This window comes from Pelagibacterium sp. 26DY04 (assembly GCF_031202305.1).
Lineage (GTDB): Bacteria > Pseudomonadota > Alphaproteobacteria > Rhizobiales > Devosiaceae > Pelagibacterium.
Genome location: NZ_CP101731.1, coordinates 2,296,095 through 2,319,955, shown reverse-complemented (window position 1 = coordinate 2,319,955; position 23,861 = coordinate 2,296,095). Strand labels below are relative to the sequence as shown.

Genomic DNA, 23,861 nt, shown 5'->3' with positions numbered 1-23,861 from the left:
TTCGACCATAGGCGATACTGACTTGCGGCGCTTCACGTTTGCCTCAGTCAAGGCTGATCTCCCTGACCTGCACGCGCTTTCTGGCGTCATCCTGTTGCGCTTGCTCCCGCGACGCTGACAGGAGGGGAAGCGGAACCTGCGGCTCCATCTGCGGCGCGAAATCCTGGGTGGTGCGCTTGAGTCGTGCCCGCGCCAGTTGCGTCGCCAGAAAGTCCAGACGCTCATCGAACTCTTTCGCCTCACCTCGTCTGCGCTCGCTGAGTGGCAGGCTGGCCTTCAGACTGGTTTCGACCGCCCTACGATCGATGACGAGCTGGGTCTGGGCACGGGCCCGGCTGGCGGACACATAGATGTCGTGGCGATCCATGCCTGGCGTCACCCAGACGACAGCCTGGTCGACGGTGGTTCCCTGGGCGAGATGGATGGTGCTGGCATAGGCGTGGGCAAGCTTTGCGCGTCCCTGTTCGTCGGCGATTTCGTCAGGCGAGAATCGGACGCGGCCATTCTGGGTCGCAACGGTCAATTCGACGCGCGTTCCGCTACGAATAGATTCGATCCGGCCTTCCGTACCGTTGACGATCTCACCGCCGTCCAGCGTTGCGCGCGTGAGGAAGCGCACACGATCCCCCTGGGCCAGCGGCAGGGTTACTTCCTGATGCGATGCGCTCACAGCTGGCAGGAGCAACTCGGCTCCGACGATCTGGCCCCGGTCGCGTAGACGCCTGCGCACTTCAGTCGATATCGCTCGGACCTGCGCGTTGCTCTTGGCAATGATCAGTGCAGAACCGTTTCCCGCGCCGACCCTGGTCTGCTCCCAGGCATCGACGAGGGCTTTGACGGTGGCGGCAGCACCATCGGCTTCGAGGACTAGTCCTCGTTCGCGATATGCCGCAAGCGCCTCGCGCGCGCGGCCCTTGCCAAAATGAGTGATGGCATCGCGAGCCCATTGCTCGTGTTGGCGAACGATCTCATCGACTTTCGAACCCGACATTGCGTTGGCGACGAGCCGCAAGCCAGAACCGGCGCCCACGCTCTGCAACTGGTCGCGATCCCCCACCAGGATCAGACGGCTGCTGCTATCGCCGTTTGCCTGCGCCTCGCTAAAGGCTCTGAGCAGGGCGTGCATCTGACGGCTCGAGAGCAGACCGGCCTCGTCAACGATGAGGACCGTACCGGCGGTGATGAAGTCGCCACCGGTCCGGGCGACGGCGAGCCAGGAGTCGATGGCACGGGCTTTGATCGCAAGATCATTGCGTAGGGCATTGGCGACTCGCCAGGCCGTGGCGCCGGCGATGACGCGATGGCCTGTTTCCTGAAGAGCCTCGGTCACTGCCTCGAGCAATTTGGTCTTGCCAGACCCCGGTGCCCCCTCGATGATATGGATGACCTGCGCGGTAAGGGTTGCCCGTGCGGCCGCTGCCTGTTCGTCATTGAGTCCATGCTCGGTCACCAGCTCGTCGACGCGTCCGGCATCAAGCGCTGCGCCTGGTATGGCAGTCAGCTCGCGCACCATCTGGCCGATCTCGCGTTCGATCCGGAGCATTTCGGGGGTGGTCAGGATTTCCTGGCCGAACCGGTCACGGTCAAGCACGACATATTCCCCCTCAGCGATCATTCGATCGACTTCGGCAGCCACATGACGTGGGTCCTCACCAGTGCCAACGTAAGCCGACGCTACTGCGGCATGCAGATTCCGCCGTTCGAACGTTGACTCGTGCTCCGTCAATGCTCCGGCAATCTGAGCAAGGCGGTCCGCAAGGCTTTCCTTGTGTTCCGGCTGAGCGAGGCTCGTCGCGATCAAAGTAGTTGCGTCATATCCCTGTTCGGTAACGCGGTCGCGCCAGCCAACATGCCGATCCTCGGCCTGATGCTGCTGCTTGATCTTGCGCGATTTGCGTGCGACTGAGGCCGCGACCGAGGGCGCATCCATGCTCTGCATGCCGATGGCAGCAAGTTCGTCCGCAATCTCATTCCGGCGCGCCGAGAAATATTTAATGAGATCGGCGGGAACGCCGCGGATTTCGAAAAGGCCGTTCTTGCCTGTTAGCTCGATCTTGAAACCAAGTCGCATGAGCTCGAACGCCAACACGGCATGATACTGAGCACCCATGGCCATTTTCCAGGCAAACAGCGCCGTTCCGTCGAGGGCTCCAAAGCCCCCATTCTGACGCGGGCCGGCGTTAATGATCACGGTATGCGTATGAAGGTTTGGGTCCTCAAAAACCCGTCCGTCCGTGTGTTCGGCTGGACGTGATTCGCCATGCTGGAAGCTGGCGACCGTTAAGCGGGTTTTTTCCCGGTGGACACCGTTGCGTCCGAACCGGCAAAAGGCAGCGTATTTTTCGGCGATTTCGATCGCTTGAGCGACTGCCTTGGCCTGGGCGTCTTCCAGCCTGGCGCGAAAGTCATCATCGGCCATCGCCCACAAGAGGGCGAAACTCTTGGGCGCCGAGAACGTCGCATCGTATCCGCCGATGCGGCGACGGGGGCCGCCGACGCCGACGGTGGACAGGAGGGCTGAACCGTCCGGACGCAAGCCGGCATGCAAGAGCTCAAAAGGCTTGGACTCAACAATGCTGCCGACCGAAAGCAAAAGTCCCCCGGCGGTGAGAATCCACCGGCCTGCCGGTTCCCGCCCACCGACGTAGTATTCAGTTGTCTCGGTGTAATATTGGGCGGAGGTGCCCGCCGCGATTGTTGCAACCATTTCGCCTGCTCCCTTTCACAGGCGAAACTAGAGGGACTGAAATCCTGGCTTCCGGGCACCCCCTCCACTTAACGGCGCAGCCGCAAACCAAAATCCCCGGCCACACCTCAAATAAGCTGCATCGCTCCTCACGCTAAAGGCCAGGCCAATCGCTGAATTTCCATTCCACAACATAGACATCGTCGAGCCCAATGACCGCAGCGCGGATCGATTTGCCGCCTCGCCAGTCAATTGTCAGCCCCAGCGTTCTGGTCATCTGACTGGCGGAAAACGCCGCGACCTGATGAAGCGTCTGTGTCTCATCCTTTCCTGACCTGATTGCATAGGTTGCGCTTCCCACCATCGAGGTGGAGATGCGCTCGGCGCTCTTGCCCGGTCGTACCTTGCAGACAATGACTTTGCCAAAATTCTCGGTCAGGGCTTCGGCCGCTGCAGGCGACATTTTTTCTTCCAGCTGTGCCTGGCTTTGTGCACTTGCTACCACTCTTATGCCGCGGGACCGTCCAAGCGACGCCAGATCCGAAACATCCTTGGCCGCGGTACCGATGCGCGGGAGTTCGTCAGCAAATATCCATATGCCGTGATCGATGTTATCTTCGAGATGGCGGCTCAGCAGATCGCTCGAGACCGCTCGTACCATGGCGGCAAGAAGGCGTCCGGAAAGCTCGCGGTTTCCCAGATCGTGGCGTAGGATAAGGACGCGGCGTCCCTTGCCCGTAATCCAGGCTCTCAGTGACACTCTTGGCCAGCCTTCGGCTTCCAGATCGGCGCAGGTCTGAACGAGATCATCAATATGTGAAACCATATTGAAGAGCGTCGAGAGTGCCATCGACGACGGCTCGCCATCGCGACCGCGCAGCATTTCGGCAACTTGTCGCATGGTCGGCGCGAGTTCGGCGGCAATTTCTTCAACCGGGCGAGAAATGGACTGTCTAATTTCGGTCCACCCCCAGCTTCTGCCCCGGGACTGGACCAGCTTGACGAGTAAGGCGGCGAGCAGCAGCCGTGAAGCAGCAGACCAAACGGGATCCTTGGACGCCGGAATTAGCAGGGCAGCGACGCGCGATGCAGTCATGCGGCTCGTAACATCCCCGCCGATAGCCCAGATGCCGCCACCGGGTTCCATGCCCACGACATTAGCCACTGTTTTGCCGAAAAGACGCACCATTCGATCGATGAGGTTGCCTTTGACATCGACGCAGAGGAGCCGGTCACCGCGCTCGATCGCCTGCCGCATCAGCCCTTCCGCGATTACGCTCTTGCCCGATCCCGGCAGTCCCAGGATGAACATCGATTCATGCTCCGCCCGCCGGGGCAGGAAAAGGCCCGGCGCCAATTTCACACCACGACCGGCCTCAGCGACAAGTCTGCGCAAATGATTGGAGGCGCCTGCGACGGCATCACTGAACCAGCGCACCTGCGGGCCGTCGACCCAGGTCGCGCGGCGGCGATAGGGCGCCCGGTTCACCACATGGCGGAATACCAAGATTGCAGCCGCCAAGCTCGCCGCTGCCGTGCCCGACAAGCGGAGCGAAATATCGGCCAGCAAATCCCATTCAACAAGTCGAGCGGGCAAAGCCAGAACAAAGCTGATCGGATAGGCGAGCCATAGCATACCATTGAACGGCAGCATTATCAGACGCTCGACAGGATTGGCGGCGTCTGCAAGTTTGGGAGTCGCATCCATGGCGGCAAGACCGATGATGGACAACAAGCCTTCATGGCCGAGGACCATTATAGAGGCAGCTGTCGAGTTCCAGCCATAGACCGGCAGGACACCGAATAAAAAAGCGGCGACAATCAGGCCTATGAGGACAGAAGCGCCAAACGCGGCTCGACGGCCCGGCCAAACGTCGGGCACCGGCGTGAGGTCGTGATCTTTGTTACTCATTACTGCCTCCCGAACGGCTAATACGAACGAGCGTGCCCCTAGGCAGGGGTTCGTAGGGGAAAAGAGTTGGGTTGGCGGCGGCAAGCACCGCCGGCGGCATGTCCACGAGCACGGCAACCTGATCAATGCCAAGACCATCGGTCCGAACTTCAAAGCTGCAGCCATCGCTCCAGCGATCAAGACGCTGGCAAAGGCCCATCTGCTCAGATGAGAAGAGGCCAACGTGATAAAGACCCCAACGGACGGGACGTTCGACGGCCACAGCGGTCACGGTCAGGGCGACGATGCAAATCACAGCCTCGATCAGCAATTGGATGAGCGAGGGAATGCGTTTGGTCCTGTTCGAACTGGATGACGCGGGGGGCGTGATCTGGCCAGACGCAGCGCCGACGGTTTCGTTCGCCTGCCCCATCGCCGCCGCGCGCAGCTCGCGACCGATTCGCTTCAGCGTCGAAGCTGGCAATTTGGCGATCTCTTCTGGCGACAATCTTGACACGTTCCGGCGCAGGAAGAGACGCGCGGCCTTGCCGCGCGCTCCGTTCCGGGCGATCCGCCCCATCAATTTGGCAGGGATGCTAGCCATTGGACCTCTCCACGTCGAAGCCGACAATCTGACCCAGACGCGGCCAGACGTATCCGAGGAAGTCTGAGACGTCCGCCTGAACCGCCACAGCCATGGCGCGCGACAAACCGAGGCGCGTCATCAGTTCTTCGTCGGTCGCCATGACCGCATCGATGAATGTCATCCCGGCGGATTCGAAGAGCGGCCAGGCGCCTTCCGCCACTGCCGGCAACTGCAGATGGCGCCGGCCCTTCATGGCAGGCTGGATGCGCTCGGCGAAGGTCTTGTGGGCGGGGCTCGTCGTCGTAAAGCGGAAATTGCCGCCATATGCATTAAGGACAGGTACGATCTCGGCCGCGGGATGGACCTGAATCAGGTCATCGATCATCGCCGCAGTCTGCGTCATCGCGCTGTTGTCCGCCGTCGTTACCGCCAGCGCCACCACTTTCACGCCCTTGTCGGCCAAATGACGGTCGAAGCGGGCGCGGGCGACGAAATGGAGCAGTGCACTTGTGTTATGGCCGGCGCCGACATCAACCACCAGCACACCGTTGCTGGCAACGATCTCCTCAATCTTATGGTCCAGCGGTTCGAAAACACGCACGGACGCAAGCAGGTCCGCGCGAAGGTCTTCCGCCGATGGCGCCGCGATCGTGGTCGTCAGCTCCGGATAGAGAGCCGGAAGTGTGGGCGCGCGATCGATCTGAACGATCGAAACATTACGTCCGGCGGCCAAGCAGCCGTCGATCGCCAGGCGACCGACCGTTGACTTGCCGATTCCGCCCTTCGGGCCCAAGCAATAGGCGACGGTCGGAACTTCGACGGCAGATGCCGTCTGGCCCTGGGTCGGAGAGACCGGCGGCTTGCCGGTGGTATTCTTGCTGCTCATGATTTGCTCCTTGAGCGTTGATGACGCCCACGAGAAAAGCACGCTGAAAAATGTCTCTTCCGGGCACCCCCCCGAGTTAAACGTCAGGGGTGTTCGGGTCAGGAGTTTTTGTTCCAAATTTTGCGGCAGAACGCTGCGGAATCAGGGGATTGCATGTGTCGCGCCAGATTGTCTTCTGGGGCATTGCGGGGGACCCGGCGCGCCCCGCGCGGGAAGCTCCCTGCCAAAACTGACAAAATTACCAAAAATATCGCGAACGCCGTCAGTGTCAGATATGCCTAGGCAATTAGGCAATGGCAGGCAAACGGTGTTTTCCCGGCGGCTCGCAAATTATCCGATACGACCAGCTGCTGTTGCTACTGGCACCCTGATGTCGCCCCATATCGGCGATGTTCCCCATGCCCGAAATAGGATGGATCCGATGTCCCCAAATTGATCCAACCCGTTCAAGCCTGCATTTTAGGTGTCCTGGCCTTGCGACTACTTCCGTCAAATCGTCGGAGCCCAAAATTCCGGTTGCGTGCAATCGCTTGCCAAAAACCTCGGTGGCGATTTTGAAAGCCGGGGGAGCCCCATACATTATCCTTGTTCTACCGCCGACCCGGCTGAATGTGTCCTCTTTCTGGCCTGATCTGGACTCGAATCGGCTTCGCCTCGACCGTCTTGCCGCAACTGCGCCGCCCGACTTTCTTCCCCTGACGGCCTATGCCGCCATTCCTCGCGAGGCAAGAAAGACGGTCCTCGCTGTCCTCCGTTTCACTCCGGTCGCCAAAGCGATGCGTCGCCGGTCGTTCGTGTCCCCAAGATCGCCATCGAGGCCGCAATCAGGCGGTCCGAAACCAGACCAAGGAGATTTCAAATGGCAACCATCGGTACCTTCAAAAAGACTAACTCCGAGTTCGTCGGTGAGATCGCTACGCTGAACCTTCAGGCCAAGAACGTAAAAATTGTTCCCGAGACCACCTCGACCAACAACGATGCCCCCTCGCACCGCCTCTTTGCGGGCCGCGTCGAGATCGGGGCAGCGTGGACGAAAAAGTCCAACGAGGGCCGAAGCTACCTTTCAGCCAAGATCGACGATCCGAGCTTCGCCGCCCCGATTTTCGCAAATCTCTTCGATGATGAAACCGGCGCTACCGCCAGCCTCGTCTGGTCTCGCCCGAACCGCAAGCCCAGCTAGATCAACTCAGGGCCGCTCCGTCGGGGCGGCCCGAAGATCCGGCCAACGCCAATAGCACGCCTTTATCCAGCGTCCTCGTTCACAATAGCGCTCACTGTCTTCCAGAGCAGCCAAGCGTCTCCCGATGTATCGAGCGCTGTGAGAACAGCCTCAATGACTGCGTCGTGGCGCTGAGCCCCCCAAGCCATTATCGCCGGATAATGCTGCAACTTCATTTGATATCGTTCGAGTTCGCTCGGAACATCGGGCACGCCGTTCGGCAATCCTCCAGATCGTCGCTTGATGTCGGACTTGTAAACAACGCCCTCATCAAATCGAGCACCGAGTTCGCGATACCAGTCGAGCGTCGGATTGGCGATCTTCTCGAGCATTTCATTTCTTAATGGGCCGTAATTGCCACCGCGGTCGAGCAACTGCTCATGATAGGCAAAGAACATTTCGGTGAGAGCACGCAATTTCACCGAATTGTCGCGAAGTCTCCAAAGTTGTTCCAGCGTGCGGCGGCGCCCTTCGTTGAGGCGACCGGTGGTGTCTCTAATGTCTTCGGAAATTCGCATAACGGGCGAGCCGCGATCGAGGTAATGCGCCTGTAATGGCCCTGGAAGATCTTCATCTGCGTCGTCTGGATCAACCAGATGGGCTTCTGGAATATCAATGCCATGCGCACGCAACCGACCTTGGAGTATGCCGAACACCCGGCGCGCATGCTGAGCACCCTCCAGAACCAGGTCTACGGCCTCCTGCTTCAAATCGCCCTTTATGTCGTCGGGCATGAGGATATCGGGCAAGCTTTCGCCATTTCGGGTCGGTGCGAGTACCTCGAACAGCGCAATGCCAAATTCTGCAAATGGATTGGGCTTGGTCCAGCTGGCAATCGTTTCATGGGACTGATTGTTTCTGTTTCGATCCGTCATGGCAAACTCGATCTCGAGAAAGCGGGCAGCGCGGCGTGCAGTGACCGCGAGGTTCTTACGGGCACCTTCTTGGCCTGCCAGCAAATTTCTCACAGATCGCAAGCTCTGAAACACTCCACCCATAAAAGGTTCGGCATTCTCGATTGCTTTACGCGGCTGATCGTCCAGGTGCCAGGTGACCGGATCGGTGCGGAGAACGGCAGGAGCTCCAAACTTACTCGCAAAAGCAAATTTCCGCTTGAGCTTTCGTGCATTGGATTTTCCGTCATCGGTCAGATGGGAAGGATCGTGAAAACCGAATACCGTTTCGTCATGCTCCTCAGGCACGCCCTCATTCAGATCAACGTTCGTGCCGCCCAAAGGGCGGAACTTCAGGTCCTTGCGTTGTCGACCGTCCGGTGGCTCGACATGTGAGACAAGAACCGGGCCGAGTGCGCCCTTTTGTGCGAGAGCGTTTATGACATCGCTCGTAATTGGACGGTCGCGGAGTTTTGGCTGCTTGCTGCCGGGCACCATATCCCAGCCGAGGATTTCGCCAATTCGCTCTAACTGCTCGATCACACCAAAGCGACCGCGCGGTCGCGAACCAAGTTTGGCGTTCTCAGCCTTGGCCGCGGGCTCAAGCGCAAGATTCCAGTCAATCGCTGACGCGATGTAGGTGGCGAGCAGATCCGAGCTTTGCGAAAGACCCATCGTGCGCCGATGCTGGCCCATTCCCTCAAAGACCGCTGTCGCGTATTGAGCGAAGTGCTCTGCCTCGCCTCTCGCGAGGGGCGTGTTTTGAATGAGATCAGAAATATCTGTGGCATCCATGGCGCGTCCTTTTTGGCAATTTTATCGACATGGGTTTCTATTCTTCGTATTCGGCCGATGGGCTTTTATTGAATTTGCGTGCTTCTCTGAGCCTGTCTGCCAGCCTGCCAGAAGTCGACATGTGCGTGACCGTGCTATTTCCAGACCGCGCAGGCATTGGAAGCGGCTTCGGAGAAGCGCTAGGCAAGGCCTGTGAGCGGGTCGGCTTCACCTTGTTTCGGCGATACACCGCATTGACCTGACGCCAAGACAGTGGGGCCCCGTCCTTCTTGGTAATTCCCGCACGCGCAAGCGCCGCTGCAATAGATGGCCACGTGACACCCTGCGCTACGAGGCTGTCAAAGGCATCCAGGCGTTGCCGAACGACCCGTTCGAAGGGAACGTCACCCGGCCAGTCAACGAGAAGTTCGTCGTATCGTCCTGCCATAATTGCACCTTTGGTATACGAGGGGGGCGGTGCCGCCCCTCTCAAACTTACTTCCGCGCCATCGCCAGAAGGGCGGGGTGGACGATCCAGTCGCTCGAGGGCCGACCGCGCCCGGGGCGCTGCGGAGCCGGCCTTAACACTCCGCGCTGTTCGAGTTCTTCGATCGCCTCTCGCACGGCCAGCGCCTGGGTCACCGGCGAGCCGCGACCACGCATGATATCCGCACGAGCGTTGACCATCGGCTTTCCGCTACGCGCGAGAAAACGCGCCAGGGCGGCCGCGTCCGAAGGTTTCGTATCGCTGGCGGCGAATACGCGTTCCGCCATAGGCAGGATATAGGTGTCGACGATCGCGATAGCGCTCGTCATGGCGTCGGCACTCACCACATCCGGTAGGCCGGACTTCCCTTCCATCACATGCGTCGCGATCTGCAGGATACCCGCCAGGCGGAGCGCATACTGTCGCCCACGCCCCAATGCCGAGGAAAACAACTCGCTGCTGAACATCTGGTCAGTTGTCCACTTCTTGGCGGCCATCTCCAAGGGCGCCCGAGCATCGGCCGCAAGCGGCACCGCGGCCGAATACCCATGTTCGTTGGCCGCGGGCTGGATACCCTGCAAAGCTGAGAGGACGCCCGCCAAGTCGTCGATCGGACCCGGATTATCTCCGAGTGCCGCAGAGGGCACAACATCGGGATGGACCCAGAAGAAGCGCGCGGCAAAGCCATCATCGCCGTGTCGCATGAGATACGACAAGCGGCCCGGCTGCACAGCTCCCAGCACGCTTAGCAGCAGCTCCGGGATCAGCTTCCGACCTTCCGACTTTGTACTCACGACGACGGGATTTCCATCGAAGCCCTGCAGAAAAAGTCCACGCGACCTGGCCGGCTGGCTCGATGACAGATAACCGATCGCGCCCGAGAGCTCATGAGTGACCAGCATGCGCCCGGACCGGTCGGCGCTCAACTCCTCGATCAATCCCGGCCCGGTCGTTTCGGTCAGCAAGAGCCTCCCACCCCGTGGTCCCTCTCGGTAATCTTCAGGCGCTTCGAACTCCACGGCCAAACGTTCCGCAACCTTCGCACGGATTTTTACGTTGAGGCGATCGAGAGCCGCGTGGCTTGCGGCCATGGCCGCACCGCTCACGCTTGCTGTCAGATCACCGTCCAACGCGCGCAAGCGCGTCTCGACCATGCCGATCGCCTGACTCTTGCCCGTCGAAGGCGCTCCGACCAAGGCAACGTAAATGGCCAAGGGCTCAAGAGTGCCATCGAAAAGCTGAACGCGAGCACGGTTGCCAATGGCTCCGGACAAGGCCGCCAGAATGGCGAAGGCGACGAAGTCCACGACCAGGCGCCGCGCCAGCGCCAGCTTGGCAACGAGCTCTGCCAAGGGCTCGGGCAGTTTCTCGATCGGAAACACGGGAGCCGGCGCGGCGCGGCTAGGATCAAGGAAGCTCCAGTCGATTTCGACCGCCCAGCCGTCCGAGTCGACACTTTCAACTTTATTGTCGTTCATTTCCGCGATCGCAAACGGACTGATGGGCGCCTGCGCCACGGCCGGCACCGGAGACGGTGCGTCAGTCGACTGCTGCGGCAGATCGTTCTCGATCGTCGAGCTCAATTCCGTATCGGCCGCCGCTTTGCTGGCCGACTTCTTGATGGTCTTACGCATGATACATTCTTTCTCCACGCCATCCGTGGTCGAGAGCACTGGCCCAGCGCGATTCGTCGGGCCTGTCCTCTTCGTATCCGCGCAAACAATCCCGCCTCCGGGTACCCCCCTACTTAAGCTCGTGCCGAAGGCATTTCCGGGGTTTTTCTTCTTTCTTGGACTGTAGCCGGCTGCGTCATCCCGCTCATGGCCTGCTGACAGAATTGACAAAATTGACAAAATGGAGCGCGAGCATCTCACTTTAGTCGATGTCGTCTCGGTACAGAAAGATGCCGGCCCGCATTGGGCAATTTGACAAAATTGCCAAAACTTTGGTGGGAAGCAGTAACTTCAGATGGACCAGTCAACGAATGTCAACAAAGGTAAACGTTGACGAAAGTTGATTTTTGTTGACCTCACACCTTTGCACCTGCAGGTGCCACACCTTTTGCTCTGGTTTGACTGAACATTACAGCATTTGGTCGCTGCGGTCATCTGTCCGGCCCTTTGTGTTGCAGCGTTCGATTTCTGCATGGCCTTGATGGCAGTTCGCTGATCCGGTCTCAATCACTGTGGCCTGCTCGAGGCGCATGCACAGATACGGGCTCTCCGGATCATCGGTGTCGACCCCTCGCCATTACGTCTGACGTGACGGATACCGAAGGCGACCTGCGAAGGTGTGACACGGCCCACCATGCGGTTCGGCAAATTTGTCATGTTGGCAAAAGCCGAAATGTGAACCCGGCTGCAGAGCGCCTCTCAACGGCAGCACAGCTCTCGCTGAGTGACTACAATTAGGTCCTGTTGACAAAAGGGATTCCCAAATCGCCGCGTGACTGATTCAAGGCTTCCTTTCATGGAGGCATTTTTGGCTCGTGGCGATCTGACGGATAATGAGTGGGCACTGGTGGGGGCGCTGTTGCCGTCCGAGCGCGGTCGATGGTCTCGACCCGCCCAGGACAACCGCCGCTTTCTGAATGGCATGCTTTATGTGTTGCGTGTCGGCTGCCCTTGGCGCGACATGCATGAGCGCTATGGCAAGTGGAACTCGGTCTATGTTCGGTTCCGGCGCTGGGCCGAACAAGGCGTCTGGGATGCCTTGCTGGAAACGCTGGTCGAACTCGGGCTCACCGACGACTGGCAGCACATGATCGACAGCACCACAGTGCGCGGCCACTCTCAGGCAGCGAGCGCAAAAGGGGGACTCATAAGGAGGGTTTTGGTCGAAGCCGCGGCGGCTTTACGAGCAAAATCCACGCCCGCGCAGACGGTCAGGGACGCCCTCTTGGCTTTATCCTCACAGGCGGCGAGACCTCCGACTACAAAGCGGTCGGTGACCTGATCGCCTTGCCGGTTGCCAAGCCCAGGCTCATGCTGGCTGACAAGGGCTATGACAGCGACGACGTCCGCGCCAGCCTGCTACTCAAGGGGATACTGCCGGTCATCCCGCCAAAGGCCAACCGCAAGCAGGCCATCACCTGCGACTTCCGGGCATACAAGGACCGCAACCGCGTCGAGCGCATGTTCAACAAGCTCAAGCAGTTCCGGCGTATCGCAACCAGATACGACAAGACCGCCGTCTCTTTCCTGGGCTTCCTGGCTCTCGCCGCTGCGAAGTTATGGATGCCGACTTATGTCAACAGGGCCTAGGCTACCGCGTTCGCACACAACGTGCGAGAACATATGCGAACACTTGCGTCGCCGGAAACGGTTCTGTTATTCCCCACTGCTCGAACTACTGCTTCAGCGGTCTAACTCGGAGACGCCAAACCACCAGATGTGCGAGGCAAGCAGCGCCACGCTCCTTCAAGAATTGCAGATACTTCGCAGCCTAATCATTTCTTCGCATAACGATTGGAACGGGTGGGAATGCGCAATGTTATCGACAACGGAAGGCTGACACTCTAGGGATAGGTTAAGGAGCTGGGCGGAGCGCATCATGCAAGGTGGTCGGCAAGAGACGTCGTGAGAAGTTCTGGACCAAATTCTGCCGGAGCATCGATCCTTCTTCTATGGAGCGACTGGCATTCGCCACTCCACAGTTCGTCCATCGATACGTTCGACCCCGGCCGCGGCATCGTGCTGGCCGCCTCGCCGAGGCCAGGAATGCGGACGTCGACCGTGCGGTCGCCGCGGCCAAGGCGGGATTTCCGGTCTGGCGCGACGTCGCTCCCCTGGAACGCGCACGCATTCTCAAGGAGGTCGCGCGACTGCTTAGGGCGAATGCGCGCGACCTTGCCACGATCGACGTCGCAAACTGCGGCAATCCGGTGACGGAGATGATCGCCGACGCCAATATCGTCGCAGCGCAACTCGAATTCTTCGCCGGTCTTGTGACCGAGATTAAAGGCGCGTCGATCCCGATGGGACCGCACGCGGTGAATTTCTCCATGCGTCAGCCGCTCGGCCTCATCGCGCGGATCATCGCCTTCAATCATCCTTTTATGTTCTGCACAGGCAAGATCGCCGCGCCGGTGGCTGCCGGCAATTCGGTGATCATGAAGTCGCCGGCGGAGTCAAGCCGGGCATCCCGACACGGCCAGGCGACCGACGACGACCGCCTGGCCGGCGGTTATTACCTCGAGCCCACAATCTTCGCCGACGTGACGCCGTCGATGCGGATCGCGCGCCAGGAAATATTCGGCCCCGACCTCGGCGTGCGACGTTGGGACGACGAAGCGGTGATGACCGAGCAGGTCAACGCGCTGGAATACGGCCTTACCTGCTCGATATGGCGCGCGCGAAATCAGCAAGGTGCACCGCACCGCGATGCGCGTAGAGGCTGGCTTCGTCGGGATCAACGAGGTCGCGAAGCATTTTCTCGGCGCCGCTTTCGGCGGCGTCAAGAATATGGGCATCGGCCGCGAGGAATGTCTGGACGAACTGACCACCTTTACCGTGGAGAAGAACATCCACATCGGCCTGAACGGACAACGAGAACCATGACGGCAGCTTGCCGCGACCATCCGTCGGAGAGCCCGTCGTGATCGGCGAACTGATGGCGCTCTTTTCCGCTTGCGCCTTCGCTGTGGGAAGCGTCGCCATCGCGAGAGCCGATCCGGCCGCGAGCGGGGAAGGTGGCGTGCTATTGTCGGTGCTGCTCACTGGCCTACTTTCGGCGTTGGTATGGCTGGTCGTCGGCCTGCCGCTCGAAACGGTGGCGAACGCACCAGGTATGGCGATGGTGTGGTTCTTCGCCTCGGGCATTCTCGCCACTGTCTGGGGCAGGCAGACGCTCTACAAGGCGATCCAGAATGCCGGCGTAATCCGCGTCTCGACCGTTCGCCGCCTGACGCCCTTCCTTTCGACCCTTCTCGGCTGGCTCATCCTGGATGAGACGATTGGTGGGCTGACGGGGGCGGGAATTGCCTTGCTGGCCGTCAGTTTCGCCCTGCTGGTCATCGAACGGCGCGACAGGAGCATGGCGGAAGAGACGGGCGCGAACGCGCCGCCCGACATCCCGCGCGGCTACATGTTTGGCATCATCTGCGCCGCATCCTACGCAGCTAGCTACATCGGCCGGAAATTCGGCCTCATGGCGCTGCCTGACGCATATCTCGGCGCGTTCGTCGGTTCGGTCGCCGCGCTCGGCTACTACGTCGCCGGCTGCGCCGTCAGCCCTTACTACCGCAAGGTTGTGGTCGACGCCTTGCGGCGGCCCGATCCCTGGCAGTTGCTCGCCGCCCTGTGCATCTCCGTCGGGCAGATCACCCAATTCATCGCGCTGACCTATACCGGCGTGACGCAGGTCGCCGTGATCAACTCGGTCGAGATCTATATCGCCGCCTACCTCGCCGTCGTCGTCTTCAAGACCGAGCGCATGCCGGCCCCCGGCATTCTTCTTGCGACCCTGCTGGCAACGGTCGGCGTGGTGATGGTCGCGGTCGGATAAGCAACTGTGTTGTTCAGTTTGTGTTTGGGGGCCATTGGGTTTGGTTTTTGATGATGGCATTGAGCCAGGTCATGAGCTTGTTGATCAGAGCGACAGGATGACCTTTCCGCGTGCGGCGAGCCTGTGTTTCATGGCGGCGAGACTTGGGTTGAAGCTGGCGCCGCTGAGGACGGCCATGTGGGCGACGTTGCGCACTGCGGAGCGTCCGCCCCCCGATCGTGCTGCGACCCTTGAATGCGCAGCTTTGCCGATCATAGGTGGCGACCCCGACAAGGGCGGCGATCTGGCCATGGGAGAGGCGGCCCAGTTCGGGCAGATGGGCCAAAAGTGTCCAGCTTAGGACGGGCCGACGCGGGGCACCGAGCGCAGGCGGCGGTCGATGTCGGCCATCTCGGGATCGGCGGCGACTATTTCGGCTAGGCGCGTTTCGAGCAGAACCACATCAGCTTTGATCGTGTTGATGCGTCGCGCGGCCATAAAGACCAGCATGGGTGTCAACGGCGGAGCAAAAACCGGCCATTGGGCGGCGCAAAACCAGGCCACTGGCGCTGCTGCGAGCGGGGAACGTCGGGAGGGCGTAGCCCGACCAGAGTTTTCCGCTCGCAGCGTCGGCGATCTTATTGGTGAGGGTTGGCGGTTTTTCGTGCCCGGCTTTGCGCGAGGCGATAGTTGTCGCCGTTCATCTCGAGGATGCTGACGTGGTGGGACAGTCGCAGGGCGCCTGGATCTCGGCCTTCATCGCCGTCACGCGCCCCGATCTGGTCAAGGGTCTGGTGCTGGTCGACAGCGCAAGTCTCACGCTTCCCGAGGGCGGCCTGAACCACGCGAATGTCGCGCAGCGCCATCACGAGATTTTCCTGCCCAACACCATGTTTCTCGAGGGCCTGAAACCGGATGCGGAAAGCGTGGTCCGACTGCTCCACACCATGGTTCACGACATGGCCAGTGTTCCGGACGATTTCATCGCCTACGGTATCGGCAGGGCGAAACACTGGCTTCCCATATGGGAAGATCCCTGGCGGGCATTCTGGGCCGACGGCGGTGTGAGAAACAGGCAGCAATATCTGCTTGATGGCGTCCATCTTCGCGAACACCTGCACAAGCTCAAATCCGCCCCGCTCATCATCTGGGGCAAGGACACGGTGAAGGGCATGCAGTCGGGAATCGACCTGTTCTCCTCATTGCCCGACTCGGAACTGCACATCTTCGACAAGGCCAATCACTTCCTGTGGATCGACCAGCCGGAGCGGTTCAATCGATCTGTCGGCTCGTTCCTGATCTCGCGCACCTGATCGCCGAGCCGGTCTCATCTCGCATCCAACCTCACGCGAAAGGACCTGACGGATGTCAGCTGCCACACCTTCCGAGACGGCAAGTCCCCGCCAGCCGATCCGACTGATCATTTTTTCGGCGGCCTGCGTCCTGCTGCTCGCGTCTCTCAGCCAGACGAGCATTGCCACGGCCATTCCCGTTATCGTCGCCGATCTGGGGTCCGTCGAAAGCGTCACCTGGATCATGACGGTCTATCTGCTCGCCTCCACGGTCGGCGCGCCGATTTCGGGCAAGCTGGCCGATCTTTACGGGAGCAAGCCCGTTCTTCAGGCCTGTATTCTCGTCTTTCTTGCCGGCGCGGGAATCGGCGGTCTGGCCAGCAGCATGGGGGTGCTGATCTTCGGGCGCTTCATCCAGGGTCTGGGAGGCGGGGGGCTGATCGTCGTTGCCATGACCGTAGTGGCCGATGTTCTGCGCGAACGCGATCGTGGCAAGGCACAGGGAGTTGTGGGTGCCGTCCTGGGATTTTCGACCGTCTTCGGCCCTCTTTTGGGCGGTTTTCTGACCGAGCAGTTTTCCTGGCACTGGGTGCTTTTCATCAACCTGCCGTTCGGCGTCCTGGCGTTCACCGGCATCACTTTCCTGCTGCCCAAGGGCGGCAATCACGGCCGGCAGAAAATTGACTATCCCGGGGCCATTCTGCTCGCCATCACGCTGACCGGCATCGTTCTCTTCGCGAGCCTTGGCGGCACGGCCATTCCCTGGGCATCCTGGCCGAGCGTTGCGCTGGGCGTGGTCTGCGGCTTGGGCTTTCTGGGGTTCATGTTCATCGAATCCCGGACCATTCAGCCGATTCTGCCTCTCGGCCTGTTTCGCATCAACAATTTCGTGGTGTCCAATGCCGTGCGCTTCATCATCGGCATGTCGATGTTTGGCATGATAACGTTCATCCCGCTCTACCTACAGGTCGTCAAAGGTTACAGCCCGACCGTTTCCGGCCTGCTGTTGCTGCCCCTGATGTTCGGATTCGTCGGCGGGTCCATCCTGTCCGGCATCTTCATGAGCCGGACGGGCCGCTACAGAATAGTGCCCATCCTGTCCATGCCCCTGCTGGCGGTCGGCGCGCTTCTGCTCGCAACCATCACCCCGGACACGAATGTGTGGATCCTGGGCCTCTATCTTTTGACGGTGGGCATCTGGATCGGCCCGGTCAACAGCATCGGCGTCGCCGCGATCCAGAATGCCGTTCCCGCGGGGGCGCTCGGCGTCGCGACGGCGAGCTCCCAGATGTTCCGCATGATCGGCGGTTCCGTCGGGGTCTCCATCTTCGGCGCGATTTTTGCCGCCGGGCTGTCGAGCCGGCTCCCCGGCGGCCTGCTGAACGATACGGGAAACACGGGTTTGCGCGCAATGTCGCCCCAGCTCATCTCCGAGCTTCCTCCGTCCTTGCGGGATACGGTCCTGGATGCGTTCACCGGTGCTCTCCATCCCATCTTTCTCTGTACGGCCGTTGCTGCCGTGCTGGCCTTTTGCCTGTCCATCATCCTCAAGGAAATCCCGCTCCCGGTCGATCGCCGGCGTGATCCAGACGCATATAATGGAAACGTGAAATGAAGATTCTCAGGTTCAACGACGATCAGATCGGTGTGCTCAATGCAAAAGCGGAAGTGGTCGATGTCAGCGATCTCGTCCCCATGCGCAGCGTCCGCGGTCCGCAGGGCGCTCTCGACTTCCTGATCGCGAATTTTCAGGAGCTGAAACCGGAAATCGAGAATCTGCTCGCCAGGGCGCCCGGCCAGACCCTTTCCGACGTGAAACTTCTTGCGCCGCTTCATCACCCCTCGAAAGGTCTCTCGGCGTTCGCGAACTACGTGACATTCTCGGGTTCACGAAGGACCGCCTGCCGAACGAGTTCTTCCACAAGAGCAACGATCTGGTTGGGTCGGGTGGAAGGACCACATTGCCGGACATTGACGACGTCGTGGTCTTCCACGCTGAAGCGGAGCTTGCCTTCGTTATCGGCAGCGAGGTCCAGGATGTCTCTGCCGGAGATGCAATGGGCAAGGTTTTCGGATTCGTTCCGTTCTTCGACATCTCGGCGCGAGGATTGCATCGCAGGGGACAGTTCATCCCCAAGGGTCAGCGCGGATTTGCGCTGTGCGGACCCTGGATCACGACCGCTGACGAAATTCACGACCCGCACGAGCTTCGGGTGCGCTCGTGGCTGAACGGCGTGATCGCCCAGGATTTCTCGACGAATACCATGGCAAATCGAATCCCCGAGCAGATCGAATGGCTCTCCCGGTTCACCACGCTTCACGCCGGGGACCTCGTCACGACCGGCACCAACCATGAAGGGCTCAAGCCCATAAACGTGGGAGACAGCCTCGAGATCGAAATTGAGGGGCTGGGGCGCGCACGGTTCGGGGTCGACGGCAGCAGCCCCCACAAAACCGCGGCGTTCGTTCCGGGGCAGACAAGCGTGAAGCCGCTGGAAAAAGGAATGCTGATCAGCCGGGTCGATTGAGGCCCGTGGCGTCTACGGCGCGAATATCGATAAATCGCGCCGTGGGGAAATGGATGCGGGGAAATGCCCCGCATCGTTCTCCGGAGGCTTATTCTCCAGCTATCCAGGTACGATTGTACTCTTCAACGCGCCACCCGTCTTCCTCCATGAAGCGGGCTTCGCCAAGATCGAGCTCGGCAGCGACGGCATTCAGGGCCTCCGGCGACGTGTCCGGCCACTCGCCCGTTTCCAGCCGCTCCATCATGACCTCGACAAGAGCGGTGGTTTCGGACGCCTCGAAGCCGCAATGGTCGGTGAACTTGAGCAGCGACTGACGGTAGAGATCGGTCGTGCCCTTCTCTTCCACGAGCGCTTGATAGCCCTGCATCAGGCTATAGGGAATCGAGTTGTCGCCCAGGCTGTGCACGCGGATCGTAGGCACCTGCAGGTCCCCGTCCGCTGTTCTTCCGGGCTGGCTCCAGTAATCGAGCGCATAGTCGGACGCTGCGATGCGGGGCGCGGAATTGATGCGCTCGATGTCCTCGCCGATATCGAGGCCCGCCTCGGCATAAAGATGTTCGACAAGCTCCTTCATGATCGGCGATGCCGTATCGTAGAAGGCTGCGTAATCGATGCCCTCATTGCCTGAAAGCTGCTGGCCCGAGGCGGCATTCTCGAACATCACGCGCGATTGGCCGCCGACGGTGCCGGTAAGCCGCAATGCCGAAGGCACCAGTTGATCGGACAGTGCTTCGGAGGTGAGCGGATCGGGGAACGGCTGATCCGCAGCCTCCCAGGGGGACCATTGGCCGATCGCGAAGGCAAGGGCGAGGCGCGCCCGTCCCTCGGGAGTCTCTCCCAATGTCTCCACCGCGCTGCGCCATGAGGCCTGGATGTCGCCGATCGTCCTGCCGTCGGAGCCGGCGCCGTTCGGCATGTTGACGATGCGAAGGTCGCTCGCGGAGCCCAGGCCGGCTTCCTCATACGCGTCCGCGAGGAGCGTCTGCATGGCAAACCAGCCATCGAGGTAGCTGTTCATGATCCACACCGGTATATGCGCCGACAGAACGACCGCACCGTCTATGCGATCGGAGAAATCCTCGGCGGCGGCGAGACTGACGAATCCGGCTCCTGAGCAGCCGAACGCCAGCACCCACTCGGGATCGTACTGCTCCTCGAAAATCGTTTGAACGGCTTCGAGGTTATGTATTTCCCGCTGCGGATCATACTGCCACGGGCGCATGGGATGGCGCGCCAGACCCGCGAAGGCATAACCTCTGCTCAGCAGATCCGTAAAGCGCTCCGTCTGCGAATTCGCCGCATAGTCGAGATCGCGCAGGAGCACGCCGTTCCAGTCGGTGGGCACGCTGATCAGCCAGGCCGTGCCGTCGGGCAGGGTGCCGCTTATCTCTTCGATTTTCTGTGCTTGCGCCACTGGACTGGCGGCAAGCATTGCCAGCAACGCGAACGCCGCGGTGCCGCTCTTCAGATATTTGCGATAGCTCTTCTCAAGCGTGTCAAAGGTCACCTTATCTTCCTCCTGAACGAGCCAAACGCCCCGCCGGAGGGGTAAAACGTTTAGCTTCCTAACAAATCAAGACTACTTTTCAAAAGATAGTCTGTCAATGACAGTTCTCGTTCTGTATTTTTGAATGGGGGGAGTTCGTGTATAAATATATGTAGGAATCTTCATAGTATTTTGCAAAAATATATGGTTCCGGATGAGAGAATTACATCCTCTTTTCCAGATTGCATGCCGTGTCATGCGATGGCGGGGCCAGGGTTGCCTTGATATCCCCGGTTGTTGGGTGTCAATAATCGAAGCCTAAAACAGGCGTCGTTATAGCTTTTTCCGATCCATCATTCAGCGGTCCGTGCATACTGGGCTTCGAGGGCGAGGCGATGATGCCAAACTGTCCGGGGAACGCCTCGTCCCAATGCGTCCCCTGGTGGAACGGGAGCGGAGGCCGCAACGGGGTCTCCCGAAATACGGCCTCGCCAATGCGCAATCCTTCCGCTGCGGACCTTAGCGTTGTGAAATCGTGCGCTCCTGGTGCGCGGGATCTGTGGCCAGTTTCCCTGTCCGTCGCCATATGCCCAGCGCGATCGCGAGAACGGTCACCGGTATGGAAAGGAAAAGGTAGGGAGAGAGCGCCGCCGCAGCGGCCGCCAGAATCACCACCCGCACAATTGGCTTCAATTCGACTTCCAGAGCAAGCGCCAGAAGAGTCGTGGCCACGATGCCGCCCAACGCGGCAACACCGATTTCCAAGGCACTGCCCTGGGCCAGCAAGGCTTCGTTCCATACGAAGAAGAACGGGAGAATGAACCCGATGGCGGCCAGCTTCACCGACGTGACGGCAATCTTCATTGGGTCTTCATCCGCGATTGCGGATGCGGTGTATGCTGCCACCGCGATAGGCGGCGTCAGGGCGGAGAGCAGGGCGAAGTAGAGCAGGAACATGTTGGAGGCCAGCAGGGGCAGCCCGACGACCGTGAACGCCGGACCGACGAGCACGGCCGCAAGAATATAGGCGCTGGGCGTGGGCATCCCCAGTCCCAGAAGAATCGCGATGCCGGCGGCGAGCAACAGGACGACGAAGGGGCCCGAACCCGACAGCATCAGGACAAGGCTCGACGTCTTGAGGGCAAGGCCGGTCATCGTCAGCCCGCCAATGATCAATCCCGCTGCGGCGCAGGCGCCGGCCACCGGCAACATGCGGATGGTCGCCTCGCCCAGCCCCTCCAGCATCTTGCGCGGCGTCATCCGGGTCCGCTTGGTCAGCAGGGACGCGACAACCAGGGCAACCGTGCCGTAAACGGCGACGTAGGTGGGCGTATAGCCCATCAGCAGGGCTACGGTGATCACCACGAGCGGTATGACGAACACCCATCCCGTCTTCAGGGTCTCCTGCACCGGGTCGACGTCCTTGACGCCTTGCAGTCCCTGGCGAACGGCACGGAAATGCACCTGCAAATAGACGCCGATATAATAAAGGATCGCCGGAATCAGCGCCGCGAGCACGACGTTCCGATAATCGATGCCGGTATACTCGGCCAGGATGAATGCGGCCGATCCCATGACGGGCGGCATGGCGGCTCCACCCGTCGAGGCCGCGACCTCGACAGCGCCCGCGAAACGCGGGGAGTATCCGAGCCGCTTCATGATCGGAATGGTGATGGATCCCGTGGTCGCCACATCCGAAGTCGGACTGCCCGAGATCATTCCGTACATGCCGGACGATATGACGGCGATCTTGGCCGGGCCTCCGGGCGAGCGGCCCGTGAGCGCCGCTGCGAGCTGGAACATGAATTCGGCGCCTCCCGCATGAGACAGGACCGAACCGAACATCACGAACAAGAAGACGTAGCTGGCTGCCACCTGGATGGGTACGCCGAATACGCCGTCGGTGGTGTACATCAGAACGTCGACAAAGGAACCGAAGTCGATGAACCCATGGCCGAGCGGGGGCGGGATCAGGTGTCCCCAAAGGTTGTAGGCAAGGAAAATGAGCAGGACGATCGTAAGCCCGATGCCGGTTGTCCGCCTGGCCGCCTCGATGGTCAGGGCAAGCAGGAGCGTGCCGAAGAAGAGCTGGTCGCCGGGCAGTGGCCGGAGGAGCGTGATATGATTGGCCAGGTCAGCCCTGATCGTAAAGAAGTAGATGCCGCACGCGACGCTCGCACCGCTCAGGACCCAATCGGCAATGCCGATCCGGTCCGTTGATGTCGAGGTCGGACCGACCGTCAAAAACAGCAGGGCATAAATGCCGCAGACGAACAGAATGCCGATCAGCAGCGCATCGGGCAGCGCAAAGATGTTGGCATATACAACGCCGACGGCAAAAATCGCGGCAGCAACGGTCAAGGTTTGACGCGGCACGCCGTCGAAAGATCGACGGCGGCCGGTTCCGACGAGTTTGGCCAAGGCCATTTACCCACTCCTCCGGTTGTTCTTGGAAACGGAAACTATTCGATCAGGCCCGCTTCCTGGTATGCCCGCAGGGCGCCATCGTGGTGCGGCACTGCGGTCTCCCGAGTGAGCAGCGTGGTGTCCAGGTCGGCCATTGCCGGATGGACCGAGCGTATTGAGTCGAGATTGTCGATCAGCGCCTTGGTCAGCGTGTAGGCATCTTCCTCGCTCATCTCCGCGCTGGCGATCAGAACGGCACCCAGAGCCAGGGTCTCGATGGCTTCGGGCTGGTTCTCATAGGAATCGGCGGGAATCGTGAACTCGGCGATCGAGAATTCCTCGGCGATCTGCGCCCTGACATCGGCCGGAATGCTCAGCAGTTTGATGTCGAGTGCGTTCTCGATTTCCCGGATGGAGCTGTGACCGACGAAAACACCGTTCGCGTAGAGATCGACACGACCGTTCTGGAGCAGGCCGGCCTGCTCGGACGAACCGGCCTGAACGACTGCTCCGCCCCATTGGGCGATCGCTTCGTCGTCGGCGCCCGCCGCCGCCATGATGGCAGACGCAATCTGGCCGGTGATATTGCCGGCTCTGTTTACTGTCATACGCACCGGAACCTGCGCGGCAGCAAAATCGTCCACGGAATCGACTTCATGCTCTTCGGCAAAGCTGCGCGTCGTGACGAACTGCATGGGTGCCCAGTCGTAAAGGTAGCCGATCGTGCGTAGATTTTCGATCGGCGCACTGAAGGGCTCGCCACCCTGTGCCGCGATAGCAAGCTCGGCGTCGTGGATAAGTCCGATTTCGGCCCTTCCTTCGCTGATCATTGCGGCATTGGCAAATCCGCCGCCGGTAGTCTGGTAGGTAATCGTCGAGTTTGGATCGTTTGCCTTCACGACGGCATCTAGACCCGCGCCAAGAAGCGTCCAAAGTCCTCCGGGGCTGGCGCCCGCGAGTGTGAGATTGAGCGACTGCGCAGTCGCCGGCAGCACCGGCGCCACGATAAAGGCGAGGGATAGTCCGGTCAGGGTAATTCGCGATAATGGCATCTGTTCCTCCCATTGGAAATCTGAGCTTTTGCAGAAATCTCGCTGCCGGATAGCTCCGCTCCGCGGCCGGCAGGATCAACGTTATGGTTAGTTTCCTAAGCAGTCAAGCGCGATGGTTTCAAAATCCGCCGCGGTCCGGCCGTGATGCGCCCCGGGGGGGTGTATAAGGCCAACGCAGCCAAGACTCATGG

Annotated in this window: 18 protein-coding genes and 3 pseudogenes; 10 read left to right on the top strand and 11 right to left on the bottom strand. The window is 60.4% G+C overall.

What is annotated here, in order from left to right; translation table 11 throughout:
* Positions 1–43: 43 nt before the first annotated feature.
* The 4 genes from mobF to NO932_RS11340 form a co-directional block, all read right to left on the bottom strand.
* On the bottom strand, positions 44–2,707 hold the full coding sequence (gene mobF, locus NO932_RS11355) for a MobF family relaxase (protein WP_220305762.1): 2,664 nt from the start codon (positions 2,705–2,707) through the stop codon (positions 44–46).
* Between the two features lie 133 nt (positions 2,708–2,840).
* Complete coding sequence (locus NO932_RS11350) at positions 2,841–4,598, bottom strand: type IV secretion system DNA-binding domain-containing protein (RefSeq protein WP_309207455.1); 1,758 nt, start codon at positions 4,596–4,598, stop codon at positions 2,841–2,843.
* Positions 4,591–5,181, bottom strand: coding sequence for a hypothetical protein (locus NO932_RS11345; protein WP_220305760.1), 591 nt, complete (start codon positions 5,179–5,181; stop codon positions 4,591–4,593). Before NO932_RS11345 ends, NO932_RS11350 begins: the two co-directional genes overlap by 8 nt.
* Complete coding sequence (locus NO932_RS11340) at positions 5,174–6,049, bottom strand: hypothetical protein (protein ID WP_220305759.1); 876 nt, start codon at positions 6,047–6,049, stop codon at positions 5,174–5,176. The genes NO932_RS11345 and NO932_RS11340 overlap by 8 nt, the downstream gene beginning before the upstream one ends.
* An 859-nt stretch (positions 6,050–6,908) precedes the next feature.
* Here NO932_RS11340 and NO932_RS11335 point away from each other — a divergent pair.
* On the top strand, positions 6,909–7,229 hold the full coding sequence (locus NO932_RS11335) for a DUF736 domain-containing protein (protein WP_220305758.1): 321 nt from the start codon (positions 6,909–6,911) through the stop codon (positions 7,227–7,229).
* A 62-nt stretch (positions 7,230–7,291) separates the two neighbouring features.
* Here the strand turns inward: NO932_RS11335 and NO932_RS11330 are convergent, their stop codons facing one another.
* Positions 7,292–8,956: a hypothetical protein gene (locus tag NO932_RS11330; protein WP_220305757.1), complete on the bottom strand. Its 1,665-nt coding sequence runs from the start codon at positions 8,954–8,956 to the stop codon at positions 7,292–7,294.
* A gap of 474 nt (positions 8,957–9,430) precedes the next feature.
* Positions 9,431–11,056 (bottom strand): DUF3987 domain-containing protein, encoded by a 1,626-nt coding sequence (locus NO932_RS11325; RefSeq protein ID WP_220305755.1) that lies wholly within the window; start codon positions 11,054–11,056, stop codon positions 9,431–9,433.
* An 835-nt stretch (positions 11,057–11,891) separates the two neighbouring features.
* On the opposite strand from NO932_RS11325, the pseudogene NO932_RS11320 reads away from it, so the two are divergent.
* The 6 genes and pseudogenes from NO932_RS11320 to NO932_RS11295 all read left to right on the top strand — a co-directional run.
* A pseudogene (locus NO932_RS11320) lies at positions 11,892–12,077 on the top strand (transposase); the annotation flags it as partial.
* On the top strand, positions 12,077–12,685 hold the full coding sequence (locus tag NO932_RS11315; RefSeq protein WP_240549623.1) for an IS5 family transposase: 609 nt from the start codon (positions 12,077–12,079) through the stop codon (positions 12,683–12,685). The pseudogene NO932_RS11320 and the gene NO932_RS11315, both read left to right, overlap by 1 nt.
* 362 nt (positions 12,686–13,047) lie before the next feature.
* Positions 13,048–13,713: pseudogene (locus NO932_RS11310) on the top strand (aldehyde dehydrogenase family protein); the annotation flags it as partial.
* 91 nt (positions 13,714–13,804) lie between these two features.
* Positions 13,805–13,981 carry a hypothetical protein gene (locus NO932_RS11305; protein ID WP_240549717.1) on the top strand — a complete coding sequence of 59 codons (177 nt, stop codon included), beginning with the start codon at positions 13,805–13,807 and terminating at the stop codon, positions 13,979–13,981.
* Positions 13,982–14,018: 37 nt separating this feature from the next.
* Positions 14,019–14,927, top strand: a complete 909-nt coding sequence (locus NO932_RS11300) for an EamA family transporter (protein ID WP_220305754.1) — start codon at positions 14,019–14,021, stop codon at positions 14,925–14,927.
* A 97-nt stretch (positions 14,928–15,024) separates the two neighbouring features.
* Positions 15,025–15,267, top strand: coding sequence for a hypothetical protein (locus NO932_RS11295; protein ID WP_309207454.1), 243 nt, complete (start codon positions 15,025–15,027; stop codon positions 15,265–15,267).
* Here the strand turns inward: NO932_RS11295 and NO932_RS11290 are convergent.
* Positions 15,264–15,416 (bottom strand): hypothetical protein, encoded by a 153-nt coding sequence (locus NO932_RS11290; RefSeq protein WP_220305753.1) that lies wholly within the window; start codon positions 15,414–15,416, stop codon positions 15,264–15,266. The two genes, NO932_RS11295 and NO932_RS11290, sit on opposite strands and share 4 nt — an antisense overlap.
* 128 nt (positions 15,417–15,544) lie before the next feature.
* Positions 15,545–15,649 (bottom strand): annotated as a pseudogene (locus NO932_RS11285) (ATP-binding protein); the annotation flags it as partial.
* Here NO932_RS11285 and NO932_RS11280 point away from each other — a divergent pair.
* The 3 genes from NO932_RS11280 to NO932_RS11270 all read left to right on the top strand — a co-directional run bounded on the left by NO932_RS11280 (position 15,626) and on the right by NO932_RS11270 (position 18,726).
* On the top strand, positions 15,626–16,219 hold the full coding sequence (locus NO932_RS11280; protein WP_220305752.1) for an alpha/beta fold hydrolase: 594 nt from the start codon (positions 15,626–15,628) through the stop codon (positions 16,217–16,219). The pseudogene NO932_RS11285 and the gene NO932_RS11280 sit on opposite strands and share 24 nt — an antisense overlap.
* Positions 16,220–16,271: 52 nt before the next feature.
* A complete protein-coding gene (locus NO932_RS11275; RefSeq protein ID WP_220305751.1) occupies positions 16,272–17,813 on the top strand; it encodes an MFS transporter in 1,542 nt (513 codons plus the stop codon).
* Positions 17,814–18,075: 262 nt separating this feature from the next.
* Complete coding sequence (locus NO932_RS11270; protein WP_220307389.1) at positions 18,076–18,726, top strand: fumarylacetoacetate hydrolase family protein; 651 nt, start codon at positions 18,076–18,078, stop codon at positions 18,724–18,726.
* Positions 18,727–18,814: 88 nt separating this feature from the next.
* On the opposite strand, the gene NO932_RS11265 is transcribed toward NO932_RS11270, so the two are convergent.
* The 3 genes from NO932_RS11265 to NO932_RS11255 form a co-directional block, all read right to left on the bottom strand.
* Positions 18,815–20,233, bottom strand: a complete 1,419-nt coding sequence (locus NO932_RS11265) for a hypothetical protein (protein ID WP_240549621.1) — start codon at positions 20,231–20,233, stop codon at positions 18,815–18,817.
* 498 nt (positions 20,234–20,731) lie between these two features.
* Entirely contained in the window at positions 20,732–22,639 is a 1,908-nt protein-coding gene (locus NO932_RS11260) for a TRAP transporter fused permease subunit (RefSeq protein WP_220305750.1), read from the bottom strand.
* Between the two features lie 35 nt (positions 22,640–22,674).
* Positions 22,675–23,670: a TAXI family TRAP transporter solute-binding subunit gene (locus NO932_RS11255; RefSeq protein WP_220305749.1), complete on the bottom strand. Its 996-nt coding sequence runs from the start codon at positions 23,668–23,670 to the stop codon at positions 22,675–22,677.
* Positions 23,671–23,861 lie beyond the last annotated feature (191 nt).

Bases quoted from the DNA above. Each gene is read 5' to 3' on its own strand.
- NO932_RS11350 (WP_309207455.1), bottom strand. From the start codon at position 4,598: ATGAGTAACAAAGATCACGACCTCACGCCGGTGCCCGACGTTTGGCCG.
- NO932_RS11335 (WP_220305758.1), top strand. From the start codon at position 6,909: ATGGCAACCATCGGTACCTTCAAAAAGACTAACTCCGAGTTCGTCGGT.
- mobF (WP_220305762.1), bottom strand. From the start codon at position 2,707: ATGGTTGCAACAATCGCGGCGGGCACCTCCGCCCAATATTACACCGAG.
- NO932_RS11275 (WP_220305751.1), top strand. From the start codon at position 16,272: ATGTCAGCTGCCACACCTTCCGAGACGGCAAGTCCCCGCCAGCCGATC.
- NO932_RS11330 (WP_220305757.1), bottom strand. From the start codon at position 8,956: ATGGATGCCACAGATATTTCTGATCTCATTCAAAACACGCCCCTCGCG.
- NO932_RS11260 (WP_220305750.1), bottom strand. From the start codon at position 22,639: ATGGCCTTGGCCAAACTCGTCGGAACCGGCCGCCGTCGATCTTTCGAC.
- NO932_RS11340 (WP_220305759.1), bottom strand. From the start codon at position 6,049: ATGAGCAGCAAGAATACCACCGGCAAGCCGCCGGTCTCTCCGACCCAG.
- NO932_RS11345 (WP_220305760.1), bottom strand. From the start codon at position 5,181: ATGGCTAGCATCCCTGCCAAATTGATGGGGCGGATCGCCCGGAACGGA.
- NO932_RS11325 (WP_220305755.1), bottom strand. From the start codon at position 11,056: ATGCGTAAGACCATCAAGAAGTCGGCCAGCAAAGCGGCGGCCGATACG.
- NO932_RS11290 (WP_220305753.1), bottom strand. From the start codon at position 15,416: ATGCTGGTCTTTATGGCCGCGCGACGCATCAACACGATCAAAGCTGAT.
- NO932_RS11305 (WP_240549717.1), top strand. From the start codon at position 13,805: ATGCGCGTAGAGGCTGGCTTCGTCGGGATCAACGAGGTCGCGAAGCAT.
- NO932_RS11255 (WP_220305749.1), bottom strand. From the start codon at position 23,670: ATGCCATTATCGCGAATTACCCTGACCGGACTATCCCTCGCCTTTATC.
- NO932_RS11295 (WP_309207454.1), top strand. From the start codon at position 15,025: ATGACCTTTCCGCGTGCGGCGAGCCTGTGTTTCATGGCGGCGAGACTT.